The 19712-nt window shown below is 58.7% G+C and carries 18 protein-coding genes; 13 read left to right on the top strand and 5 right to left on the bottom strand.

Annotation, left to right across the window (positions count from 1 at the left end):
- Positions 1 to 85: 85 nt before the first annotated feature.
- Together Z947_RS0110985 and Z947_RS0110980 are read left to right on the top strand one after the other, a co-directional pair.
- A complete protein-coding gene (locus Z947_RS0110985) occupies positions 86 to 634 on the top strand; it encodes a YaeQ family protein (RefSeq protein ID WP_025044358.1) in 549 nt (182 codons plus the stop codon).
- 143 nt (positions 635 to 777) lie between these two features.
- Entirely contained in the window at positions 778 to 3120 is a 2343-nt protein-coding gene (locus tag Z947_RS0110980) for a Tex family protein (RefSeq protein ID WP_025044357.1), read from the top strand.
- Between the two features lie 84 nt (positions 3121 to 3204).
- Here the strand turns inward: Z947_RS0110980 and choV are convergent, their stop codons facing one another.
- From choV to choX, 3 genes are all read right to left on the bottom strand, one after another.
- The gene (gene choV, locus Z947_RS0110975; protein ID WP_025044356.1) at positions 3205 to 4221 is read right to left on the bottom strand and encodes a choline ABC transporter ATP-binding protein; all 1017 of its coding nucleotides are present in this window, start codon (positions 4219 to 4221) and stop codon (positions 3205 to 3207) included.
- Entirely contained in the window at positions 4218 to 5051 is an 834-nt protein-coding gene (gene choW, locus Z947_RS0110970) for a choline ABC transporter permease subunit (RefSeq protein ID WP_025044355.1), read from the bottom strand. Before choW ends, choV begins: the two co-directional genes overlap by 4 nt.
- 66 nt (positions 5052 to 5117) lie before the next feature.
- Positions 5118 to 6038: a choline ABC transporter substrate-binding protein gene (gene choX, locus Z947_RS0110965; protein WP_025044354.1), complete on the bottom strand. Its 921-nt coding sequence runs from the start codon at positions 6036 to 6038 to the stop codon at positions 5118 to 5120.
- A gap of 234 nt (positions 6039 to 6272) precedes the next feature.
- Between choX and fnrL the strand changes: the two genes are divergently transcribed.
- Positions 6273 to 7019, top strand: a complete 747-nt coding sequence (gene fnrL, locus Z947_RS0110955; protein ID WP_037938857.1) for a transcriptional regulator FnrL — start codon at positions 6273 to 6275, stop codon at positions 7017 to 7019.
- A 75-nt stretch (positions 7020 to 7094) separates the two neighbouring features.
- Here fnrL and Z947_RS0110950 read toward each other — a convergent pair whose 3' ends face one another.
- Positions 7095 to 7430 carry a hypothetical protein gene (locus Z947_RS0110950; RefSeq protein ID WP_025044352.1) on the bottom strand — a complete coding sequence of 112 codons (336 nt, stop codon included), beginning with the start codon at positions 7428 to 7430 and terminating at the stop codon, positions 7095 to 7097.
- 216 nt (positions 7431 to 7646) lie between these two features.
- Positions 7647 to 8477, bottom strand: coding sequence for a universal stress protein (locus Z947_RS0110945; RefSeq protein ID WP_025044351.1), 831 nt, complete (start codon positions 8475 to 8477; stop codon positions 7647 to 7649).
- A 195-nt stretch (positions 8478 to 8672) separates the two neighbouring features.
- Here Z947_RS0110945 and ccoN point away from each other — a divergent pair, with 195 nt between their 5' ends.
- The 10 genes from ccoN (at position 8673) to Z947_RS0110895 (ending at position 19654) form a co-directional block, all read left to right on the top strand.
- Positions 8673 to 10277, top strand: coding sequence for a cytochrome-c oxidase, cbb3-type subunit I (gene ccoN, locus Z947_RS0110940; RefSeq protein WP_025044350.1), 1605 nt, complete (start codon positions 8673 to 8675; stop codon positions 10275 to 10277).
- Between the two features lie 10 nt (positions 10278 to 10287).
- Positions 10288 to 11046 carry a cytochrome-c oxidase, cbb3-type subunit II gene (ccoO, locus tag Z947_RS0110935; protein ID WP_025044349.1) on the top strand — a complete coding sequence of 253 codons (759 nt, stop codon included), beginning with the start codon at positions 10288 to 10290 and terminating at the stop codon, positions 11044 to 11046.
- 11 nt (positions 11047 to 11057) lie between these two features.
- Positions 11058 to 11246: a CcoQ/FixQ family Cbb3-type cytochrome c oxidase assembly chaperone gene (locus Z947_RS0110930; RefSeq protein WP_025044348.1), complete on the top strand. Its 189-nt coding sequence runs from the start codon at positions 11058 to 11060 to the stop codon at positions 11244 to 11246.
- Entirely contained in the window at positions 11243 to 12136 is an 894-nt protein-coding gene (ccoP, locus tag Z947_RS0110925) for a cytochrome-c oxidase, cbb3-type subunit III (protein ID WP_025044347.1), read from the top strand. Before Z947_RS0110930 ends, ccoP begins: the two co-directional genes overlap by 4 nt.
- Before the next feature lie 138 nt (positions 12137 to 12274).
- On the top strand, positions 12275 to 13768 hold the full coding sequence (ccoG, locus tag Z947_RS0110920) for a cytochrome c oxidase accessory protein CcoG (protein ID WP_025044346.1): 1494 nt from the start codon (positions 12275 to 12277) through the stop codon (positions 13766 to 13768).
- Position 13769: 1 nt separating this feature from the next.
- On the top strand, positions 13770 to 14234 hold the full coding sequence (locus tag Z947_RS0110915) for a FixH family protein (protein ID WP_025044345.1): 465 nt from the start codon (positions 13770 to 13772) through the stop codon (positions 14232 to 14234).
- Entirely contained in the window at positions 14231 to 16426 is a 2196-nt protein-coding gene (locus tag Z947_RS0110910; RefSeq protein ID WP_025044344.1) for a heavy metal translocating P-type ATPase, read from the top strand. Before Z947_RS0110915 ends, Z947_RS0110910 begins: the two co-directional genes overlap by 4 nt.
- Entirely contained in the window at positions 16423 to 16617 is a 195-nt protein-coding gene (gene ccoS, locus Z947_RS0110905; protein ID WP_025044343.1) for a cbb3-type cytochrome oxidase assembly protein CcoS, read from the top strand. The genes Z947_RS0110910 and ccoS overlap by 4 nt, the downstream gene beginning before the upstream one ends.
- Before the next feature lies 1 nt (position 16618).
- Positions 16619 to 17971, top strand: a complete 1353-nt coding sequence (gene hemN, locus Z947_RS0110900) for an oxygen-independent coproporphyrinogen III oxidase (protein ID WP_025044342.1) — start codon at positions 16619 to 16621, stop codon at positions 17969 to 17971.
- 87 nt (positions 17972 to 18058) lie between these two features.
- On the top strand, positions 18059 to 19654 hold the full coding sequence (locus Z947_RS0110895; RefSeq protein WP_025044341.1) for a gamma-glutamyltransferase family protein: 1596 nt from the start codon (positions 18059 to 18061) through the stop codon (positions 19652 to 19654).
- Positions 19655 to 19712: the final 58 nt, after the last annotated feature.

Raw genomic sequence — 19712 nt, 5'->3', positions numbered from 1 at the left:
TTAAAACGGCTTCGCCCGCTTATCCGCTTTCACATGACCCCCAAAGGCACTAGGCGTCGTTCACCTTGCAAGCACGGGAAAAACCATGGCGCAGAAAGCCACGATCTACAAAGTTGAACTGTCCGTTTCAGACATGGACCGTCACTATTACGAAACCCACAAACTGACCGTGGCCAAACATCCCTCGGAAACCGACGAGCGGATGATGGTGCGCCTGCTTGCTTTTGCGCTGAATGCCAACGAACAGTTGGAAATGACCAAAGGCCTGTCGACGGATGACGAACCTGACATCTGGCAGAAAAGCCTGAGTGACGAGCTGGAGCTTTGGGTGGCTTTGGGTCTGCCAAGTGAAAAGATCATGCGCCAGTCCAGCGGCAAATCCGGCAAGGTCATTGTCTACTGCTATGGCGGGCGCACCGCTGAAACCTGGTGGGACAAGGTCAAGAACAGCACGACGCGGTTCGACAATCTTCAAGTGATCAACTTGCCCGAAAAAGATACCAACGCCTTGGCCGAACTGGCCAGTCGGTCGATGAAGTTGCAAGTGAACATTCAGGACGGTGAAGTCATGGTAAGTGCCGATGACAGCATGATTTATGTCACGCCGGTTGAATGGAAAGCGGCCAAGGCCTGAGCGGTTTTCGCCGCCGGTGAAACGCACGGCGGCGAAACCGTTCAACAGATTGCGACGGGCGGGATTACCTAGATAAATTCTGGGCTTGGCCTGCCTGGGTTCCGGCGTTATCACAACGATCCGCAGACTATTGGAGAGCCCCCATGGACGCCGTCGCAAACCGCATTGCCCGTCAAATCGCCACCGACATTGACGCCCGCCCCGAACAGGTAAGCGCGACAGTCGCGTTGCTGGATGGCGGGGACACCGTGCCGTTTGTCGCCCGTTATCGCAAGGAAGTCACCGGTGGTCTGGACGACACGCAACTGCGCCATCTTGCCGAACGTCTGGGTTATCTGCGCGAACTGGAAAAGCGCCGCGCCAGTATTCTGGGCGAAATCACCCAGCAAGGCAAAATGACCGACGCCCTTGCCGATGCGATTGGCAAGGCGGACACCAAAGCGGTGCTTGAGGACCTTTACAAACCGTTCAAACCCAAACGGCGCACCAAGGCGATGATTGCCCGCGAAAACGGGTTGGAGCCCCTGCTGCGCGCCATTTTGCAACAGCGCAATGCCGATCCGGCGGAACTGGCCCGCGCCTATCTGTCTGAAACGGTTGAAACGACCAAAGACGCGCTGAACGGCGCGCGCGATATTCTGGCCGAAGAACTTGGCGAGAATGCTGCATTGCTGGGCCGCTTGCGACAGATGATGCAACAAGAAGCCCATGTGATCGCCCGCGTGAACAAGGGCAAGGAAGAGGTCGGGGCCAAGTTTTCTGACTATTTCGACCATAGCGAAAAATGGGCCACCATCCCCTCTCATCGTGCGCTTGCGATCCTGCGGGCCTCGAAAGAGGAAATCGTCGCGGTTGATATCGGCCCCGCAGACGAGGACGCAGCGGCGCGCATCACCCATATTATTGAATCCGAAATCGGCATTACCGGAAACGGTGCGGGCGATAAATGGCTGCGCGATGCCGCCGGTTGGACATGGCGCATCAAGCTGAGCCTGACGATGTTCATGGATTTGCTGACCGATCTGCGCCGCCGCGCCCATGCCACCGCAATCGAGGTGTTTGCCCGCAACCTGCGCGACCTGTTGCTTGCGGCACCGGCCGGTGCGCGCACGACGCTGGGACTTGATCCGGGGATCAGAACGGGGTGCAAGATTGCGGTCGTGGACGAGACCGGCAAACTGCTTGATACCGCCACGATCTATCCGTTCCAGCCGCGCAACGATCTGCGCGGGGCCGAAGAAACCCTGCTGCATCTGATCCGCAAACATCAGGTCGGTTTGATCGCGGTGGGTAATGGTACGGCCAGCCGCGAATCCGAACGTCTGGTTAAGGACACGCTCAAGCGCTTGCCCAGCGGCGTTGCGCGCCCGACCCCTGTGATTGTCTCCGAAGCTGGCGCATCGGTTTACTCAGCGTCCGAACTGGCAGCACAGGAATTCCCCGACATCGACGTGTCGATCCGCGGCGCGGTCTCTATCGCGCGGCGGTTGCAGGATCCGCTGGCAGAACTGGTTAAGATCGAACCCCAGGCCATCGGCGTCGGGCAATATCAGCATGACGTTGATCAACGCCAGCTTGCCCAATCCCTCGCCGCCGTTGTCGAAGATGCGGTGAACGCTGTTGGTGTCGATTTGAACATGGCCTCCGCCCCGCTGCTGTCCCATATCGCGGGGCTTGGCCCGTCGCTGGCGGAAAATATCGTCGCGCACCGTGACGCGAACGGGGCGTTTGCCAGCCGCAAAGCCCTGTTGAAAGTCGCGGGTCTCGGGCCGAAAGCCTTTGAGCAATGTGCAGGGTTTTTGCGCATCAATGAGGGTACCGAACCGCTTGACGCCTCATCCGTCCACCCCGAAGCTTACGGCGTGGCGCGCAAGATTGTACAGGCCTGCGGGCGGGACGTGCGCGCGATTATGGGCGATGGCGCCGCATTGGCCGGGTTGCGGGCTGAAGAATTTGTGGATGACAGTTTTGGCCTGCCCACCGTGCGCGATATCCTGTCGGAACTTGAAAAACCCGGTCGCGATCCGCGCCCCGAATTCAAGACCGCAACATTCTCTGACGGTATCGACAGCATCACCGATTTGAAATCTGGCATGTCGCTTGAAGGCACGGTAACGAATGTCGCCGCCTTCGGCGCATTCGTCGATATCGGGGTGCATCAGGACGGGCTGGTCCACGTCAGCCAGCTTGCCGACCGCTTTGTCAAAGACCCGCATGAGGTTGTCAAAGCGGGCGATGTGGTGCGGGTGCGCGTGACGGAAGTTGACGTGGCGCGCAAACGGATCGGTCTGACCATGCGCAAGGACAATAGTGCCGAGACCGCGAAACCGGCACGCGGCTCTGCCAGTTCGAAACCAAATCACCGGTCAAAAAGTGGCGGTAAGACAATGACCAGCGCAGCACCACAATCTAGCGCGGCTGGCGACGGGGCCATGGGCTCTGCCCTCGCCGAGGCATTGAAACGCCAACTTGATCCGAAATCGTGAAGACTAGGCAAGAAAGACGTATCATTTGAACGCAGGGGGCTGCGCGGCCCCCCCGCGTTCACTCGTTCTTGTGGTGCGTAGCTGTTACTCACCCAAGCGTGCGACGATGCTTTGGGCGGTCACAACGCCCAGAACCGCATCCCCGTCCATCACCTGCAACGCCTCAGTGTCGCCGGTCAATTGCTGGATCAGGTCGGCCACGGGGGTTTCCGCCGCGACCTCATCAGCGGTTTCACCATTGGCAGGGTCCATGACATCGCGGGCGGTCAGGACGCCCAAGGGGTTCATATTGGACACGAAATCAGCCACATAGTCGGACGCAGGGTTGGAAAAGATCTCGCGCGGGGTGCCCAGTTGCACGATGCGCCCGCCCTCCATGATCGCGATGCGCCCGCCCAGTTTGAACGCTTCGTCCAGATCGTGGCTCACGAAAATGATCGTGCGTTTCAGGTCGCGTTGCAGTTCCAACAGCTCGTCTTGCAAACGGGTACGGATCAGGGGATCGAGCGCCGAAAACGGTTCGTCCATCAACAAGATCGGCGCTTCGGTGACAAACGCGCGGGCAAGGCCGACGCGCTGCTGCATCCCCCCTGAAAGGTCACCCACCTTGCGGTCGGCCCAATCGGACAACCCCACCAGCGCAAGCTGCTTTTCCGCGCGGGCGTTGCGTTCGGATTTGGCGATGTCGGAGAATTCCAGCGCCATCGCCACATTGTCGCGCACCGTGCGCCACGGCAGCAGGCCGAATTGTTGAAACACCATCGACACACATTCACGCCGCACCTTGCGCAGGTCCGCAGGCGAACATCCCTGAACATTGGCCGACCACGCGCCATCGTTGACCTCGACATGGCCGCGCACCACAGGGTTCAGCCCGTTCACAGCGCGCAACAAGGTGGACTTGCCAGAGCCCGACAGCCCCATAAGCACAAGAATTTCGCCTTCGGCCACCTCTAGCGAGCAATTGTGCACACCAAGCACCTGACCGGTCGCCGCCTCGATTTCAGGGCGGTTCTGGCCCTGATCCATTAGCTCAAGCGCTGCGTGAGGTTTCTCGCCAAATACGATGGAAACGTTATCGAATTTTACTGCCGTGTTCATTTTTGACCCACCCGCAACATCCGGTCCAGCATGATGGCAACAACCACGATGATCAGACCGCTTTCAAAACCCAATCCGGTGTTGACCGAATTCAGTGCCCGCACCACCGGCACGCCCAACCCGTCCGCACCGACAAGGGCTGCAATCACCACCATCGACAGGGACAGCATGATCGTCTGGTTCAACCCCGTCATGATCTGGGGCAGCGCATAGGGCAATTCGATTTTCCACAAGGTCTGACTTGGCGTGGCCCCAAACGCCTGCGCCGCTTCCAGCAGGGATTTGGGCGTCGAGGAGATGCCAAGCTGCGTCAGGCGGATTGGCGCTGGCAGCACAAAGATCACAGTGGCGATCAGGCCGGGCACCATGCCGATGCCGAAAAATACAATGGCTGGAATGAGATAGACAAAGGTTGGCAAAGTCTGCATCAGATCAAGCACAGGACGCATAAAGCGGTAAAGCTTGGGGCGATGGGCCGCTGCGATGCCGATGGGCACACCGACGCCCATACAGACCACACAGGCGGACAGCACCAGCGTCAGGCTTTCAGTGGTTTCTTCCCAATAATCCTGGTTGAGAATGAACAGGAAGCCGATCACGATAAAAACCACGGTTTTCCAATTGCGCTGGATGCCCCATGTCAGGGCGGCAAATGCGGCGATGACAATCAGCGGATGCGGGGTTTGCAACACCCATAGGATGACATCGATCAGCCACTCCATCACCAATGCAAGACCGTCAAAGAACCACTCGCCCTTGATCTGCAGCCAATCGAACGCCGCCTCGGCGATGTCATCAATCGGAATCTTGTTTTCTGTCAGCCAGTTCATCCTGTCCCCCAAAACACGATGCCCGCCCCAAGGATCAGGGCGGGCATCTTTTACAATATATCGCGGTTACTTGAGTGCTGCGGCCGCAGACATTGCATCACCACCGTCTTTGGTGGTCACACCGTCAAGCCATCCACCCAAAACGTCCGAATTCGCTTTGATCCACATGGCTGCCGCTTCTTCAGGGTCGTTGCCATCGTCAAGGATCGAGCCCATGATTTCGTTTTCCATGGCCAGCGTGAATTCCATATTGTTCAGCAACTTGCCGACATTTGGGCATTCATCGACATAACCGGCGCGGGTGTTGGTGTGCACCGTGGCACCGCCCAGATCAGGGCCAAAGAAATCATCGCCGCCTTCAAGGTAGGTCAGTTCAAAGTTGGCGTTCATCGGGTGCGGTTCCCACCCGAGGAAGACAATCGGATCTCCTTTGCGGCTGAGGCGTTTCACCTGAGCCAGCATGCCCTGCTCGGAGGATTCGACCACTTCGAAATCCTTAAGGTCAAAAGCATTGTCGTCGATCATCGACTGGATCAGACGGTTGCCGTCATTGCCCGGTTCAATGCCATAGATTTTGCCGTCCAGCGCATCCGCCTTGGCCGCGATGGCAGCAAAAGACGTGATGCCCATGTCAGCCGCGGCTTTGTTCACGGCAAGCGTGTATTTCGCGCCCTGCAAATTCGCACGCACGGTATCCACGGTGCCCGCCTCGCGATAAGGCGCGATATCGGCTTCCATTGTTGGCATCCAGTTGCCAAGGAAAACGTCAATGTCGCCCGCCGCCATGGAGGTATAGGTAACCGGAACGGACAGGATCTTGGTCTCTGTCTCATAGCCCAGCGCGTCAAGCACGACGGATGCGGCGGCCGTTGTCGCGGTGATGTCGGTCCAGCCCACATCGGAAAAAGTCACCTTGTCGCATCCAGCTGCGGACAATGATGTGGCAAAGCCGAGGGCAACAGCAGTGGTGGCCAAAAGATGTTTCATAAAGTACTCCCAGATTTTTTGTTGATCGTTGCGTCAATAACAAGCGATTGCGCCGGTCAATGCAACCAGTAACATGCCAAACCGGATCAACCAGCCCCTGAAATGGCCGATTTCGCGAGTGATTACGCCCTCAACCGCGGGTTCCGCCAGCCACAACATTGGTCATAACACCTGATTGAGTTTTCCATTTTGGATGATAAACTTAGCACCGAACGAACCTGAAAGACGCAGCACATGAATCTGGCCCGAACCAGCAGCAATTTTGCATCTTGTGCGGATTGCAATATCAGAAACCGCGCCGTATGCGCGACCTGTGATTCAGACGAACTGAGCCGCCTGGAAGATATCAAGTATTACCGCACCTTTGATGCCGGCCAGCAGATCATGTTTCAGGGCGACGAGATGCATTTTGTGGCCTCCGTGGTGACCGGTGCTGCCAAGTTGTCGCGCACCCTGCCCGACGGACGTATCCAGATGCTGGGCCTGCTGTTGCCATCCGATTTCATCGGGCGACCGGGGCGCGAACATGTGGCCTATGATGTTGAAGCAATTCAGGACGTTACCCTGTGCTGTTTCCGGCGCAAACCTTTCGAGGCGCTGATCGACGTGACACCCCATATTGGCCAACGCCTGCTGGTAATGTCACTTGACGAGCTGGAAGTTGCGCGCGAATGGATGATGCTGTTGGGGCGCAAGACCGCGCGTGAAAAGATCAGTTGCCTTTTGTCCCTGATCGGGCGGCGCACGGCATCGCTGCATTTGCAGCATGTGGGTGACGGCCTGTCCTTCGAGATGCCCATGTCGCGTGAAGCGATGGGGGAATATCTGGGCCTGACCATCGAAACTGTCAGCCGCCAGATGACCGCCCTGCGCAAGGACGGCGTCATCGAAATGACCGGCAGCCGCACCATTGCGATTCCCGACCTTACTATTTTAATGGCAGAAACCGGTGATGATACCGATGGCGGTGTTTTGTACTGAAACGCTGCGGTTGAAATCTGCTTTTCGCTCAATTCAGGGTCTTTGGGTAGGCAAATGATACCCGCTGCAGATGTCTTAAGGGCATGTAAACGGGACGAATGTGCTGGCCATGCCTTCGTTCATCGTCATCACCGTCAGCAAATTGGCCATCTCGAACTCGGCAGGGCTGCGGGGGCAAACGGGGGTGCGTTCGGTGCATCCTTTGGCAATGAAAACATCATTCTGTGCCAAGAATGTCTGACTGACGCCACTTTGACCCACAGATTGCAAAGCCGCGTCCCACGCCCGCTGGTATAGCACACATTTGCGTTCGGGCCATGTGAGGGTCTGCGCATCCGGTTGTTGGACCATGGCCAATACCGGTGCGATGTTCAGGACGACACACACCAATGACACTGCCGGCCAACCCATCGCAAGCACCCTTTTGATCTGCCTAAGTTGGTTCTAACCGAACCGATAGGAACGCTTCAAGGTGCCGGTGCCGACCTATGCGGTGCCGTTCGCCATTGCCCAAGACGGGGGCGCATAGGACAGTCTCACATAAGACGGGGCAGCCCCTCCCCGAAGCGCCCCGTCCCCTTTTTTCGAAAGATCTCCCGTTCTTTCGAAAACTCTTTGCCCGACCGGTTAGTGCGCCATAAACACCGGCAAGGTTGCATCTGAAAGGATGCTGCGGGTCGTGCCGCCAAAAATCGCCTGACGCAGACGAGAATGACCGTATGCGCCCATCACGATCATGCCGCAGTCCAATTCGGTTGCGCGCCGGTCCAACGTGCTCGCAATGCTACCACCGATCTGGTTGCAAACGGAAAGTTCACATTTGATCCCCTGTCGCGACAGATATTGCGCGAAGGCCCCGCCGGGGTCCGAACGGTCCGGCGCGTCTTTGGGCGGATCGACCATAACCACATGCACATAGGACGCTTTGGCCAGTAACGGCAGCGCTTGTCGCACGGCACGCAACGCGGTCGGGCTTTCGTCCCACGACAACAGAATTTTATCGGGCGGTGCCACCATTTGCATGTCTTGCGGCAACAACAGCAACGGAACGCCTGCATCGAACAGAACGGCTTCAGCCAACTGGCTGGTGCCACCATGCGTCTCGCTTCGGTGCTGCACCACCAGATCGCTGAACCGCGTATGGCGGATGATTTCCGTCGCATCGCTGGCCCCGGTGCCGACAACGGTTTCCACGTTCCAGCGGATGTCTTCGTCCTTCAGGCGCGCATTGGCCTGATCGCCCAGCGCCTTGGCCCGCGCAATGCTGTCCTCTACCCCAAGCCTGACCGGCACTGGATCAAGTGCCGCGCCCATCATCGCCATCTGATCAAACCCTGTCGCAAGGGCGAGCACATGCAAATGCGCATCCAACGCCCGCGCCGTGCCGATTGCGGCCTGTAGCTGTGATGCAGCCTGATCGCTTTCCGTGAGAATCGTGGTGACAGTCTGAATAGACATAAGGTGTCCTCCTGTTTCAACTCTAACGACAGAATACGGTGGTTTTCCAGCACCCTCCTTGACCTCGACCAAGTAAATTAAGCTGCTTGATTGACTCAGATCAAAGATTGCTCCGCGCGACTTTGGGACAAGGCCTCATAGGAATGAACGCTCTGGCTTGTGAATGTGGCCAAGGGTGAAAGAAGGGGCACAACTATGACGTCTGACTATTTCAAGCTGATCCTGCTGGCGGGGATTACGCTTTTTGCCGCAATTGCCGCCAGTTGGGGCCGCGATCTGGCTTATCAGGTGCATGCGTTCCTGATTATGGTCATTTCTGCGGGTATGTTCATCTGGGTGTTGCGTAACACTGACGAAGAACCACGCCCGCAGACCGACACCAACGGGTATATGGATGACGTGATCCGCGCCGGTGTGATCGCAACCGCCTTTTGGGGTGTTGTTGGGTTCCTTGCAGGCACGTTCATCGCGTTCCAGCTCGCCTTTCCGGCGCTGAATTTTGAGTGGGCGCAACCCTATGCGAACTTCGGACGACTTCGTCCCCTTCATACGTCAGCGGTGATTTTTGCCTTTGGTGGCAACGCGTTGATCATGTCGTCGTTTTATATTGTGCAACGCACCTGCGGGACGCGCCTTTGGGGCGGCAACCTGCGGTGGTTCGTGTTCTGGGGCTATCAGCTTTTCATCGTGCTGGCCGCAACCGGCTATGTCCTGGGGTCGACCCAGTCAAAAGAATATGCCGAACCCGAATGGTATATCGACATCTGGCTGACCATCATCTGGGTTTCCTATCTTGCGATCTATATGGGCACGCTGATCAACCGGCGCGAAAAGCATATCTATGTGGCGAACTGGTTCTTTCTGGCGTTCATCGTCACCGTTGCCATGCTGCATCTGGTGAACAACCTGTCCCTGCCGGTCTCGATCTGGGGGTCCAACTCGATCCAGCTGTTCTCCGGTGTGCAAGACGCCATGACGCAGTGGTGGTATGGTCACAACGCCGTGGGCTTCTTCCTGACTGCGGGCTTCCTTGGCATGATGTACTATTTCGTGCCAAAGCAAGCCGAGCGTCCTGTGTTCAGCTACAAACTGTCGATCATCCACTTCTGGGCGCTGATCTTTCTGTACATCTGGGCGGGTCCGCACCACTTGCACTATACCGCCCTGCCCGATTGGGCGGCGACCCTTGGCATGGTGTTCTCCATCATCCTGTGGATGCCTTCATGGGGGGGTATGATCAACGGTCTGATGACGCTGAACGGCGCATGGGACAAGCTGCGTACCGATCCGATTATCCGCATGATGGTGATCTCACTCGCGTTCTACGGCATGTCGACCTTTGAAGGTCCGATGATGTCGATCCGCGCGGTGAACTCTCTGTCACACTACACTGACTGGACCATCGGCCACGTACACTCCGGCGTCTTGGGCTGGAACGGCATGATTACCTTTGCCGCTTTGTACTTCCTGACACCTAAACTTTGGGGGCGTGCGCAAATGTACTCCATGTCTGCAATCAACTGGCACTTCTGGCTCGCGACCATCGGCATCGTACTTTATGCCGCAAGCATGTGGGTCACCGGCATCATGGAAGGTTTGATGTGGCGTGAAGTCGACAGCCAGGGCTTCCTCGTGAACTCCTTTGCCGACACCGTGGCCGCCAAATTCCCGATGTACATCGTGCGCGGCTTGGGCGGGGTCATGTATCTGTCCGGTTCGCTGATCATGGTCTGGAACCTGTGGATGACAATCCGTGGCGGAGCGCGCGTTGTCGCCCCCGTCGGTGTGCCGGCCGAGTAAGGAAAAACAAATGTCTGATACTGAAAAAACACCCCCGCAAAAGGGCTTCCTTGCAAAACACGCGATGATCGAACGTTCGGCAACCTTGCTGATGGTTCTGTCACTGGTCGTCGTCTCGATTGGCGGGATTGTGGAAATCGCGCCCCTCTTCTACCTCGAAAACACGATCGAGGACGTAGACGGGATGCGCCCCTACACCCCGCTGGAACTGACGGGTCGCGAAATCTATGTGCGCGAGGGCTGCTATGTCTGCCATTCCCAGATGATCCGTCCGATGCGCGACGAGGTTGACCGTTACGGTCACTACTCGCTGGCAGCCGAAAGCATGTATGACCACCCGCATCAGTGGGGGTCAAAACGCACCGGTCCCGACGTCGCGCGGGTTGGCGGGCGCTATTCCAACACATGGCATGTGGATCACCTGTCCGATCCGCAATCCGTAGTGCCGGAATCGATCATGCCGAAATACGCCTTTCTCGCCCGTACCAGAATCGAGGACGCACATATCGAGGATCTGGTCAAAACACACCGCGCCGTTGGTGTGCCCTACACAGACGAGATGGTCGAAAACGCCCGCGCCGATTTCAGGGCGCAGGCCGATCCCGACAGCGACTATGACGGGTTGATCGAACGCTATGGCGAAACGGCGAATGTCAGCAACTTTGACGGCCAGCCGGAACTGACCGAAATGGATGCGATGATCGCTTATCTGCAAATGCTGGGTACGCTGGTCGATTTCTCGACCTTCACACCCGACGCAAGCCGCTAGGAGGCACGGATATGGAAACCTATTCATGGATGCGCCAGTTCGCCGACAGCTGGATGTTGCTGGCAATGACCCTCTTCTTTCTAGGGGTCATCCTCTGGGCCTTTCGCCCGGGCAGCAAAGCCACCCACGCCGATACGGCCAATATTCCGTTTCGCAACGAACAATCGCCCGATAGCCTCAAGAACGGAGACCCGTCATGAGCGACCCAACCGACAAGAAACCCGTCGATGAACTGACCGGCACCGAAACCACCGGCCACGTTTGGGACGGCATCGAAGAACTGAACAACCCGCTGCCGCGCTGGTGGCTGTGGTGCCTGTACCTGACCATCATCTGGGGCATCGGCTATGTGATTGCCTATCCGGCTTGGCCAATGCTGACCAAAGCGACGCCGGGATTGCTGGGCTTTTCCACCCGTGGCGAAGTGGCCCGCGACATTGACACCTTCCGCGAGGCAAGTGCCGCGCGGGATGCGCAGCTGGCCAGCGCCGACCTGAGCACATTGGCCGACAATGTCGAGTTGAACCGCTACGCGGTTTCCTCGGGGGCGGCCGTCTTTCGCAACAATTGTTCGCAGTGCCACGGTTCCGGTGCTGCCGGTGCGAAAGGCTATCCCAACCTCTTGGATGATGACTGGCTTTGGGGCGGTGATCATGCCTCCATCGCCTATACCGTGCGCCACGGCATCCGTAACGAGGCCGACGAAGATGCACGCTATTCCGAAATGCCCGCCTTTGGCGAGCTGCTGGAAGACGGCGAAATTCCGGCACTTGTCGAATATGTCCGCCAATTGGCGGGGGAGGAACACGACGCGGCGCTCGCCGGTACAGGTGAACCGCTGTTTGCCGACAATTGTTCGGCCTGTCACGGGGACACCGGCATGGGGGACCGCGAACAGGGTGCGCCCAACCTGACCGATGCCATCTGGCTATACGGGGGCGACCGCGAGAGCCTGACACAGACCATCACCTATTCGCGCTTTGGCGTCATGCCGCCATGGGGCACCCGCCTGACGGAGGCACAGGTGCAAGCCGTCGCCGCCTATGTTTATCAACTGGGTGGTGGCGAGGCCGATACGCCCAGCAACTAGGGGTCATACCCGACGAAAACGGCAAGGGCACTTTTTGCGGTGCCCTTCGCCAAAAAAGCACTTTTGGTTGACCCAGATCAAAGCCGCTGACCGCCCCGGCCTGCATATCCGACGGGCGACCTCAAACAGGAGCCTGTGATGGCTGATACTCCCCCCTCCCTTTATGCCGCGCGCGAACCGATTTTTCCGCGCCGCGTCACCGGTTTTTTCCGCAGCTTCAAATGGTGGATTATGGGGCTGACGCTGGGCATCTATTATCTGCTGCCTTGGGTGCGCTGGGATCGCGGTCCCAATCTGCCGAACCAGGCGGTGCTCGCCGATCTTGAACACCGGCGCTTTTTCTTCTTCTGGATCGAAATCTGGCCGCACGAATTCTACTTTGTCGCAGGCCTTTTGATCATGGCGGGGCTGGGGCTGTTTCTGTTTACCTCGGCGCTGGGTCGCGTCTGGTGCGGCTATGCCTGCCCTCAAACCGTATGGACCGATTTGTTTTTGCTGGTCGAGCGCTGGGTCGAAGGCGACCGCAACGCGCAATTGCGGCTGCACAAATCCAAATGGAACCTTAAAAAATTGCGCCTTCGGGTGTCCAAATGGCTGATCTGGCTGGCCATTTCCGTCGCCACCGGCGGCGCATGGGTGTTTTATTATACCGACGCCCCCACGCTGGCGGTTAATCTGGTCAACCTGTCAGCCCCGCCTGTCGCCTATATCTCCATCGCGATCCTAACCGCGACAACCTTTATATTTGGCGGCTTCATGCGCGAACAGGTTTGCATTTACATGTGCCCTTGGCCGCGCATCCAAGCTGCAATGATGGACGAAGGCACGCTGACCGTAGGCTATCGCGAATGGCGCGGCGAACCACGCGGCAAGAACCGCAAAGGGGCCAAAGCCACCGCCGCCGCACAGGCCGCGACCGTTTATGATTACGCCAACTTGCCAGAAGCGGACCAGGGCACCGGCGATTGCATCGACTGCATGGCCTGCGTCAACGTCTGCCCGATGGGCATAGACATCCGCGACGGGCAGCAGATGGAGTGTATCACCTGCGCCCTTTGCATCGACGCCTGTGACGATATCATGGATAAAATTGGCAAACCGCGCGGTTTGATTGATTATCTTGCACTTGAGGACGTGCCACCGGCGCCGGACTCACCTGAACGCGCCACATGGAAACCCCGCCCGATCTGGCGTCATGTGCTGAAACCGCGTACGATCCTTTACACCGCGTTGTGGTCCGCTATCGGGGCCGGTCTAGTGTTCGCCCTGTTCGTCCGTTCGGATATCGAATTGACCGTATCCCCCGTGCGCAACCCGACCTATGTGATGCAAAGCGACGGGTCGATCCGCAACATCTATGACGTGCGCCTGCGCAACAAATCCGGCGATGACCGGCTGTTCCACCTGTCGCTCACCTCTGACGACACCCTGCGGATCGCGCTGGAAGGCACTGAAACACTTAGCGTTCTGGTGCCCGCCAACCAGACCCTGTTGCAACGCGTTTATGTTACTGCGCGGCGCAATGATCCGGCGGCGTCAACGGATCGAACCGATCTGCGCCTTTGGGTCGAAGACCTGAGCACCCAGACCCGCACCAGCGCGGCGACCATTTTTAACGGAAAGGAAGAGTAACATGCAACGTACCCTCACCGGCTGGCATGTCTTCGCAATATTCGTTGGCTGTTTCAGCGTGATCATCACCGTCAATCTGACGCTTGCCTTTCAGGCCGTGAATACCTTTCCCGGCTTGGTCACCAAAAACTCCTATATCGCGAGCCAGAGCTTTGACGCGGATCGCGCCGCACAGGACGGGCTGGGCTGGACGCTGGACACCGGCCTGCGGGACGGGGCGCTGACCTTGGCCATCACGGATCGCGCCGGCGTTGCTGTGCACCCCAAAGTGATCAAGGCCACGCTGGGCCGTGCCACACATGTTGCCGAAGATATGGTGCCGCAATTCACATGGAACGGAACCGCCCTGACCGCTCCTGCCCCCGTGCAAGAGGGGTATTGGACACTCTGGCTTGAGCTGGAGGCCGCTGACGGCACCCCGTTCCGCCGCCGCATTCCGTTGCACGTAGATGAGCCCGCGTCATGAGCCTTGCCGAAAACCCCGGTTTTGCGGCTTGTCCGGGGTGTGTGGCCCTGCCTGCCGCGCGCGGAGCGACCAGTTCCGATCGTGCGGGCGAAACACTGCACCTGTCCTTGCCCGCGATTCATTGCGCTGGATGTATCGCCACGGTCGAGCGCGGGCTGCTTGCGCGCGATGATGTTTACGCTGCCCGTGTGAATCTTAACCGCAAGCAAGTGGAAATCACCCATTCCCCGCTGACGCCACCGGAAGCGCTGATTGAGCTGCTGACCGATCTGGGGATCGAGGCGCGGCTGCTGGATCGTGACGCCTTGGGCGATACGCGCGATGTTCAGGGGCGTGCCTTGTTGTTGCGCATCGCGATTGCCGGTTTCGCGATGATGAACGTGATGTTGATGTCTGTGGCGATCTGGTCCGGCGCGGGCGACGCGACGCGTACCTTGTTCCACTGGCTGTCCGCGGCGATCTCCCTGCCCGCCGTTCTTTTCGCGGCGCAACCGTTTTTCCGCAACGCGTGGACGGCCCTGCGGGTCGGACGGTTGAACATGGATGTGCCGATTTCACTGGCCTTGATCCTTGCCTCCGGCATGTCACTCTTTGAAACAGCCGCCGGTGGGCATGAGGCCTATTTCGACGCGGCCTTGTCGCTGACTTTCTTCCTGCTGTGCGGCCGTTATCTGGATCACCGATGCCGCAGCACCGCGCGTTCTGCAGCCCGCGAACTGGCCGCCTTGGAAGTCCCGCGGGTGATACGCGAAACGCCGCAAGGCCGCGAGACTGTGAAATTGAGCGAGGCGCAGATCGGCGATCACATCGTCGTCCTGGCCGGTGCCCGCGCGCCCGTTGACGGTACGGTGATCGACGGGCAAAGCACGCTGGACCGCGCAATCCTGACCGGTGAAAGCCTGCCGGTCGCTGCCACACCCGGCAGTGCGGTCAACGCCGGTGAGTTAAACCTGAGCGGCCCATTGGTTCTGCGGGCCACTGCGGTAGGTGCTGACACCAGTCTGCGCCGTATGGTCACCATGATCGACGCCGCTGAATCCGCGCGCAACCGCTACACCGCGCTGGCAGATCGTGCCGCGCAGGTCTATGCGCCTGTTGTGCATCTGTTGTCTTTCGCCGCTTTTGCCGGATGGTTCTTTGCCACAGGTGATGCACGGTTTTCGCTGAACATCGCCATTGCAACACTGATCATCACCTGCCCCTGCGCTTTGGGTCTGGCTGTACCGGCGGTATCGACCGCGGCGGCGGGCAAGCTGTTTCGCGCAGGATTGCTGGTGAAAAACGGTACTGCTCTTGAACGTATTGCCGAAACCGACGTGGTGGTCTTTGATAAAACCGGCACGCTGACCGAAGGCCAGCTTGAGGTCGCCGCGCTGGAAACGCTGGATGACACGGCAAAATCTGTGGCGCTTGCCCTTGCGCAAAACTCGACCCATCCGGTCGCACAGGCGCTCGCCATCGGGTTGGACAAAGCCGCCATAACACCCGCCCCGCTCACCGACATTGTTGAAATTGCGGGCAATGGGTTACGCGCAAACTTTGGAGGTCAGGAGGTTCTGCTGGGCTCCGCGACATTCACACAAGCAACGCCGACCCAAGCCCCCGGCGCATGGCTGTGTATTGCGCAATCTGCGCCCGTCCACCTGACCCTTACCGCCAGCCTACGGGACGGCGCGGTGGAGGTGGTTGAAACGCTGCAAGCGAAAGGCACTGACATTCACCTGATTTCGGGCGACACCCCTGCTGCGACCCAAGCCGTCGCAAACGCCTTAGGGATCACACGATTTCAGGGCGAACAAAGCCCGGCAGACAAGGTCGCTTACCTTGATGCGCTGGCCGCGCAGGGGCGCAAGGTCCTGATGGTCGGCGACGGGTTGAACGACACCGGTGCCTTGGCCAGTGCCTACGCCTCTGTCGCACCTGCGGCAGCGGCAGATGCGGCGCGCGCGGCGTCTGATGTGGTGCTGCTGGGGCGCAGCCTGTCGCCCCTGCCCGATCTGATCCACACATCGCGCAGCGCCAAACGCCGGATCCTCGAAAACTTCGCCATTGCTGCGGGATATAACGCGATCGTCATTCCGCTGGCAGTTGCCGGATTTGTGACACCTTTGCTGGCCGCGATTGCGATGTCGAGTTCGTCCATCACCGTCTTGTTGAACGCGATGCGGGTTACGCGTGGAGCTAAATCATGAACATTCTCGCGATCCTCATTCCGGTGTCGCTGACCCTTGGCGGGTTGGGGTTGCTTGCCTTCTTATGGAGCCTGCGTTCGGATCAATATGACGATCTGGACGGGGCTGCATGGCGCATTCTTTTGGACGACGAAACACCACCAGTTGATGTCGATCAAAGACCGGAAACCGATCATCCCTCAGGATCGTGATATGATGAATTTTGATACCCTCAAGGCACGCGGATTGTTTGACGAACGCCTGCCCCGTTACACCAGCTACCCCCCTGCGCCCGCTTTTTCGGCCGACATCGGCCATGCGTTTCAAGCCGAAGCGCTTGCTGCGCTTGACCCGAACGCGCCAATCTCGCTGTATCTGCATATCCCGTTTTGCGAACGTCTGTGCTGGTTCTGCGCCTGTCGCACCCAGGGCGTGCGCAGCTTGACGCCGGTGCAGGCCTATCTGGAAACCTTGCGACGTGAACTGGCGTTGATCGCGACCCACCAACCGCGCAAACTGCGCGTAAAGCAGATGCATTGGGGCGGTGGCACGCCGACAATCTTGCCGCCAGCACTGATCCGCGAGGTATCCGACATGCTGGGCGAGGTCTTCGTTTTAGACACGGACACTACGTTTTCCGTCGAGATTGACCCAACCCTGGTGGACGCTGACAAGATTGCAGCCTTGAAAGACGCAGGGATGACGCGCGCCAGTATCGGGGTGCAGGATTTTGCCCCGCTTGTGCAAAAGTGTATTGGCCGGCTGCAAAGCTATGAACAAACGCTTGAGGCGGTCGAAATGCTGCGCGCTGCGCAGGTGGCCTCGCTGAACGTTGATCTGGTCTATGGCCTGCCGTTCCAATCGACCGAAGGATTTGCCCAGACATTGCATCAGGTTAACACCCTGCGGCCGGACCGTGTGGCTTTGTTCGGTTATGCCCATGTGCCCCATATGGCAAAACGCCAAAGCCTGATCCCCGAAGCGTCCCTGCCCGGTGATCGCGCCCGTTTCACCCTGTTTAACAAAGCGACTGAATTGCTATGCGCCGACGGAATGGAGGCCATCGGGATTGACCATTTCGCCCGCCCCGACGACAGCATGGCGCGCGCTGCGCGCGATGGCACGCTGCGCCGGAATTTTCAGGGGTATACCGTGGATGGCTGTGACACGTTGCTGGGGCTTGGGGCCTCCTCGATCTCGAGGTTCAAGGAAGGGTTTGTGCAGAATGCAGCACAGACCGGCGATTATACACGGCAAATCAACTCCGGCGAATTGGCGGGTGTGCGTGGCTATCGCCTGACGTCGGAAGACCGGTTAAGGGGGCGCATCATTGAGATGCTAATGTGTGATTTCGCCATTGATTTCAAAGAACTGAACATGAATGACGTAGACCGTGCGCGCATCAAGCCCGCAGTTGACGCGTTGCGACGCGAATGTGACGGGATGATCGTGGAAACACAGGACCGCCTGAGCCTGAGCCCGCAAGCGCGCCCTTTGGTACGCCGCCTGGCGCATTTCTTTGACGCCTCCAACCCAGCACATGCGGGGTATTCGCGGGTGTCATAAAGCGCCCTTTATCCGGATCCGGCTGGCGCTGTACTGCCGACGGGCGCTATGATCGGGCAAATCTGTCCTGTTCAAGAAAGCCGCCTGATGCATCTGCGTTCTAATCACGACTACCCCTCGCGCCGCTCTGCGGTATTGGCTGACAATATGGTCGTGACCTCGCACCCGCTTGCCGCGCAGGCCGGTTTGTCGATGCTGGCACAGGCTGGCAATGCGGTAGATGCCGCCTTGGCAACAGCGATCGCGCTGACGGTGTTGGAACCTACCGGCAACGGCATCGGATCGGACGCTTTCGCGATCCTGTGGGACGGGAGTGAACTTCACGGGCTGAACGCTTCCGGCCGGGCACCCGCGGCGTGGAATGCCGCACGGTTTGCAGGTCTTGACGAAATGCCGTTTCGCGGATGGGAATCGGTAACTGTGCCCGGCGCGGTATCTTCTTGGGTGGCTTTGTCAGACCGGTTTGGCAAACTTCCTTTTGAGACATTATTCGCCCCCGCGATCCGCTATGCCACCGATGGCTTTCCCGTCACCCCGATTATTGCCGCCTTGTGGCAACGCGCAGCGCTTGATCTGGGGGATCAACCCGGTTTTGCTGAAACCTTCATGCCACAAGGCCGCGCGCCGCAGGCAGGTGAGTATTTCGCCAGCCCCGGCCATGCCCGCACCCTGCGCCTGATCGCGCAGACCAAGGGGCGCGCCTTTTACGAAGGGGAGATTGCAGAAGAAATCGCAGATTTCGCCGCCAAACACGGGGCCGCGCTTAGCCTTGAGGACTTGGCGCGCCATCAACCCGACTGGTGCGGCACCATCAGCAAACAGTTCGACGGTGTGACCTTGCATGAAATTCCGCCGAACGGTCAGGGAATCGCCGCCTTGATGGGGCTTGGTATCCTTGGCCAAACCAACATTCGTGATCTGGCTGCCGATGACCCCGCCGCCCTGCACCTACAGATCGAGGCGATGAAACTTGCCTTGCGCGACGCCGAAACCTATGTCGCCGATCCCGCCGCGATGACGGGTGTCAGCGCGGACGATTTGCTTGACGACGACTATCTTGCCGCCCGTGCGCGGCTGATTGATCCGAGCAAAGCACAGGATTTCGGTGCCGGTGCGCCCAAAAACGGCGGCACGGTTTACCTAAGCGCGGCGGATGCTTCCGGCATGATGGTGTCCTTTATCCAGTCCAACTATGCCGGATTCGGTTCCGGTGTTGTGGTGCCGGGCACCGGCGTGGCGCTGCAAAATCGCGGCGCGGGGTTTTCGCTTGACCCGAAACACCAGAACATCGTCGACGGGAGCAAACGTCCGTTTCAGACAATCATTCCGGGCTTTTTGATGCAGGGCGACCAACCGCTCATGAGCTTTGGCGTAATGGGCGGCCCAATGCAGGCACAAGGGCATGTGCAAATGGTATTGCGCACGCAATTGTGGGGCCAAGATGTCCAGATGGCCGCAGATGCGCCGCGCTGGCGGGTGACCGAAGGCTTGGGCGTGGCCTGTGAGACCACCATACCGGATACAACACTCGACGTGTTGCGCCGCATGGGGCATGTAATTTCGCTTGAAGCACCGGACAACGCTTTTGGCTTTGGCGGTGCGCAACTTATTCATCGGTTGGGACCGCGCGGATATGCTGGGGGATCCGACCCGCGCAAAGACGGCGCAGCGATGGGATATTGAACGCGATAAGGTGCCCCTGAAGAAACAAAGCCTAGCCGCGCTTGCGGAAAGGTGACCA

It is taken from the genome of Sulfitobacter geojensis, assembly GCF_000622325.1.
Classification (GTDB): domain Bacteria; phylum Pseudomonadota; class Alphaproteobacteria; order Rhodobacterales; family Rhodobacteraceae; genus Sulfitobacter; species Sulfitobacter geojensis.
The sequence above is the reverse complement of the archived record's forward strand: the minus strand, read 5'-3'. Positions and strand labels throughout refer to the sequence as shown.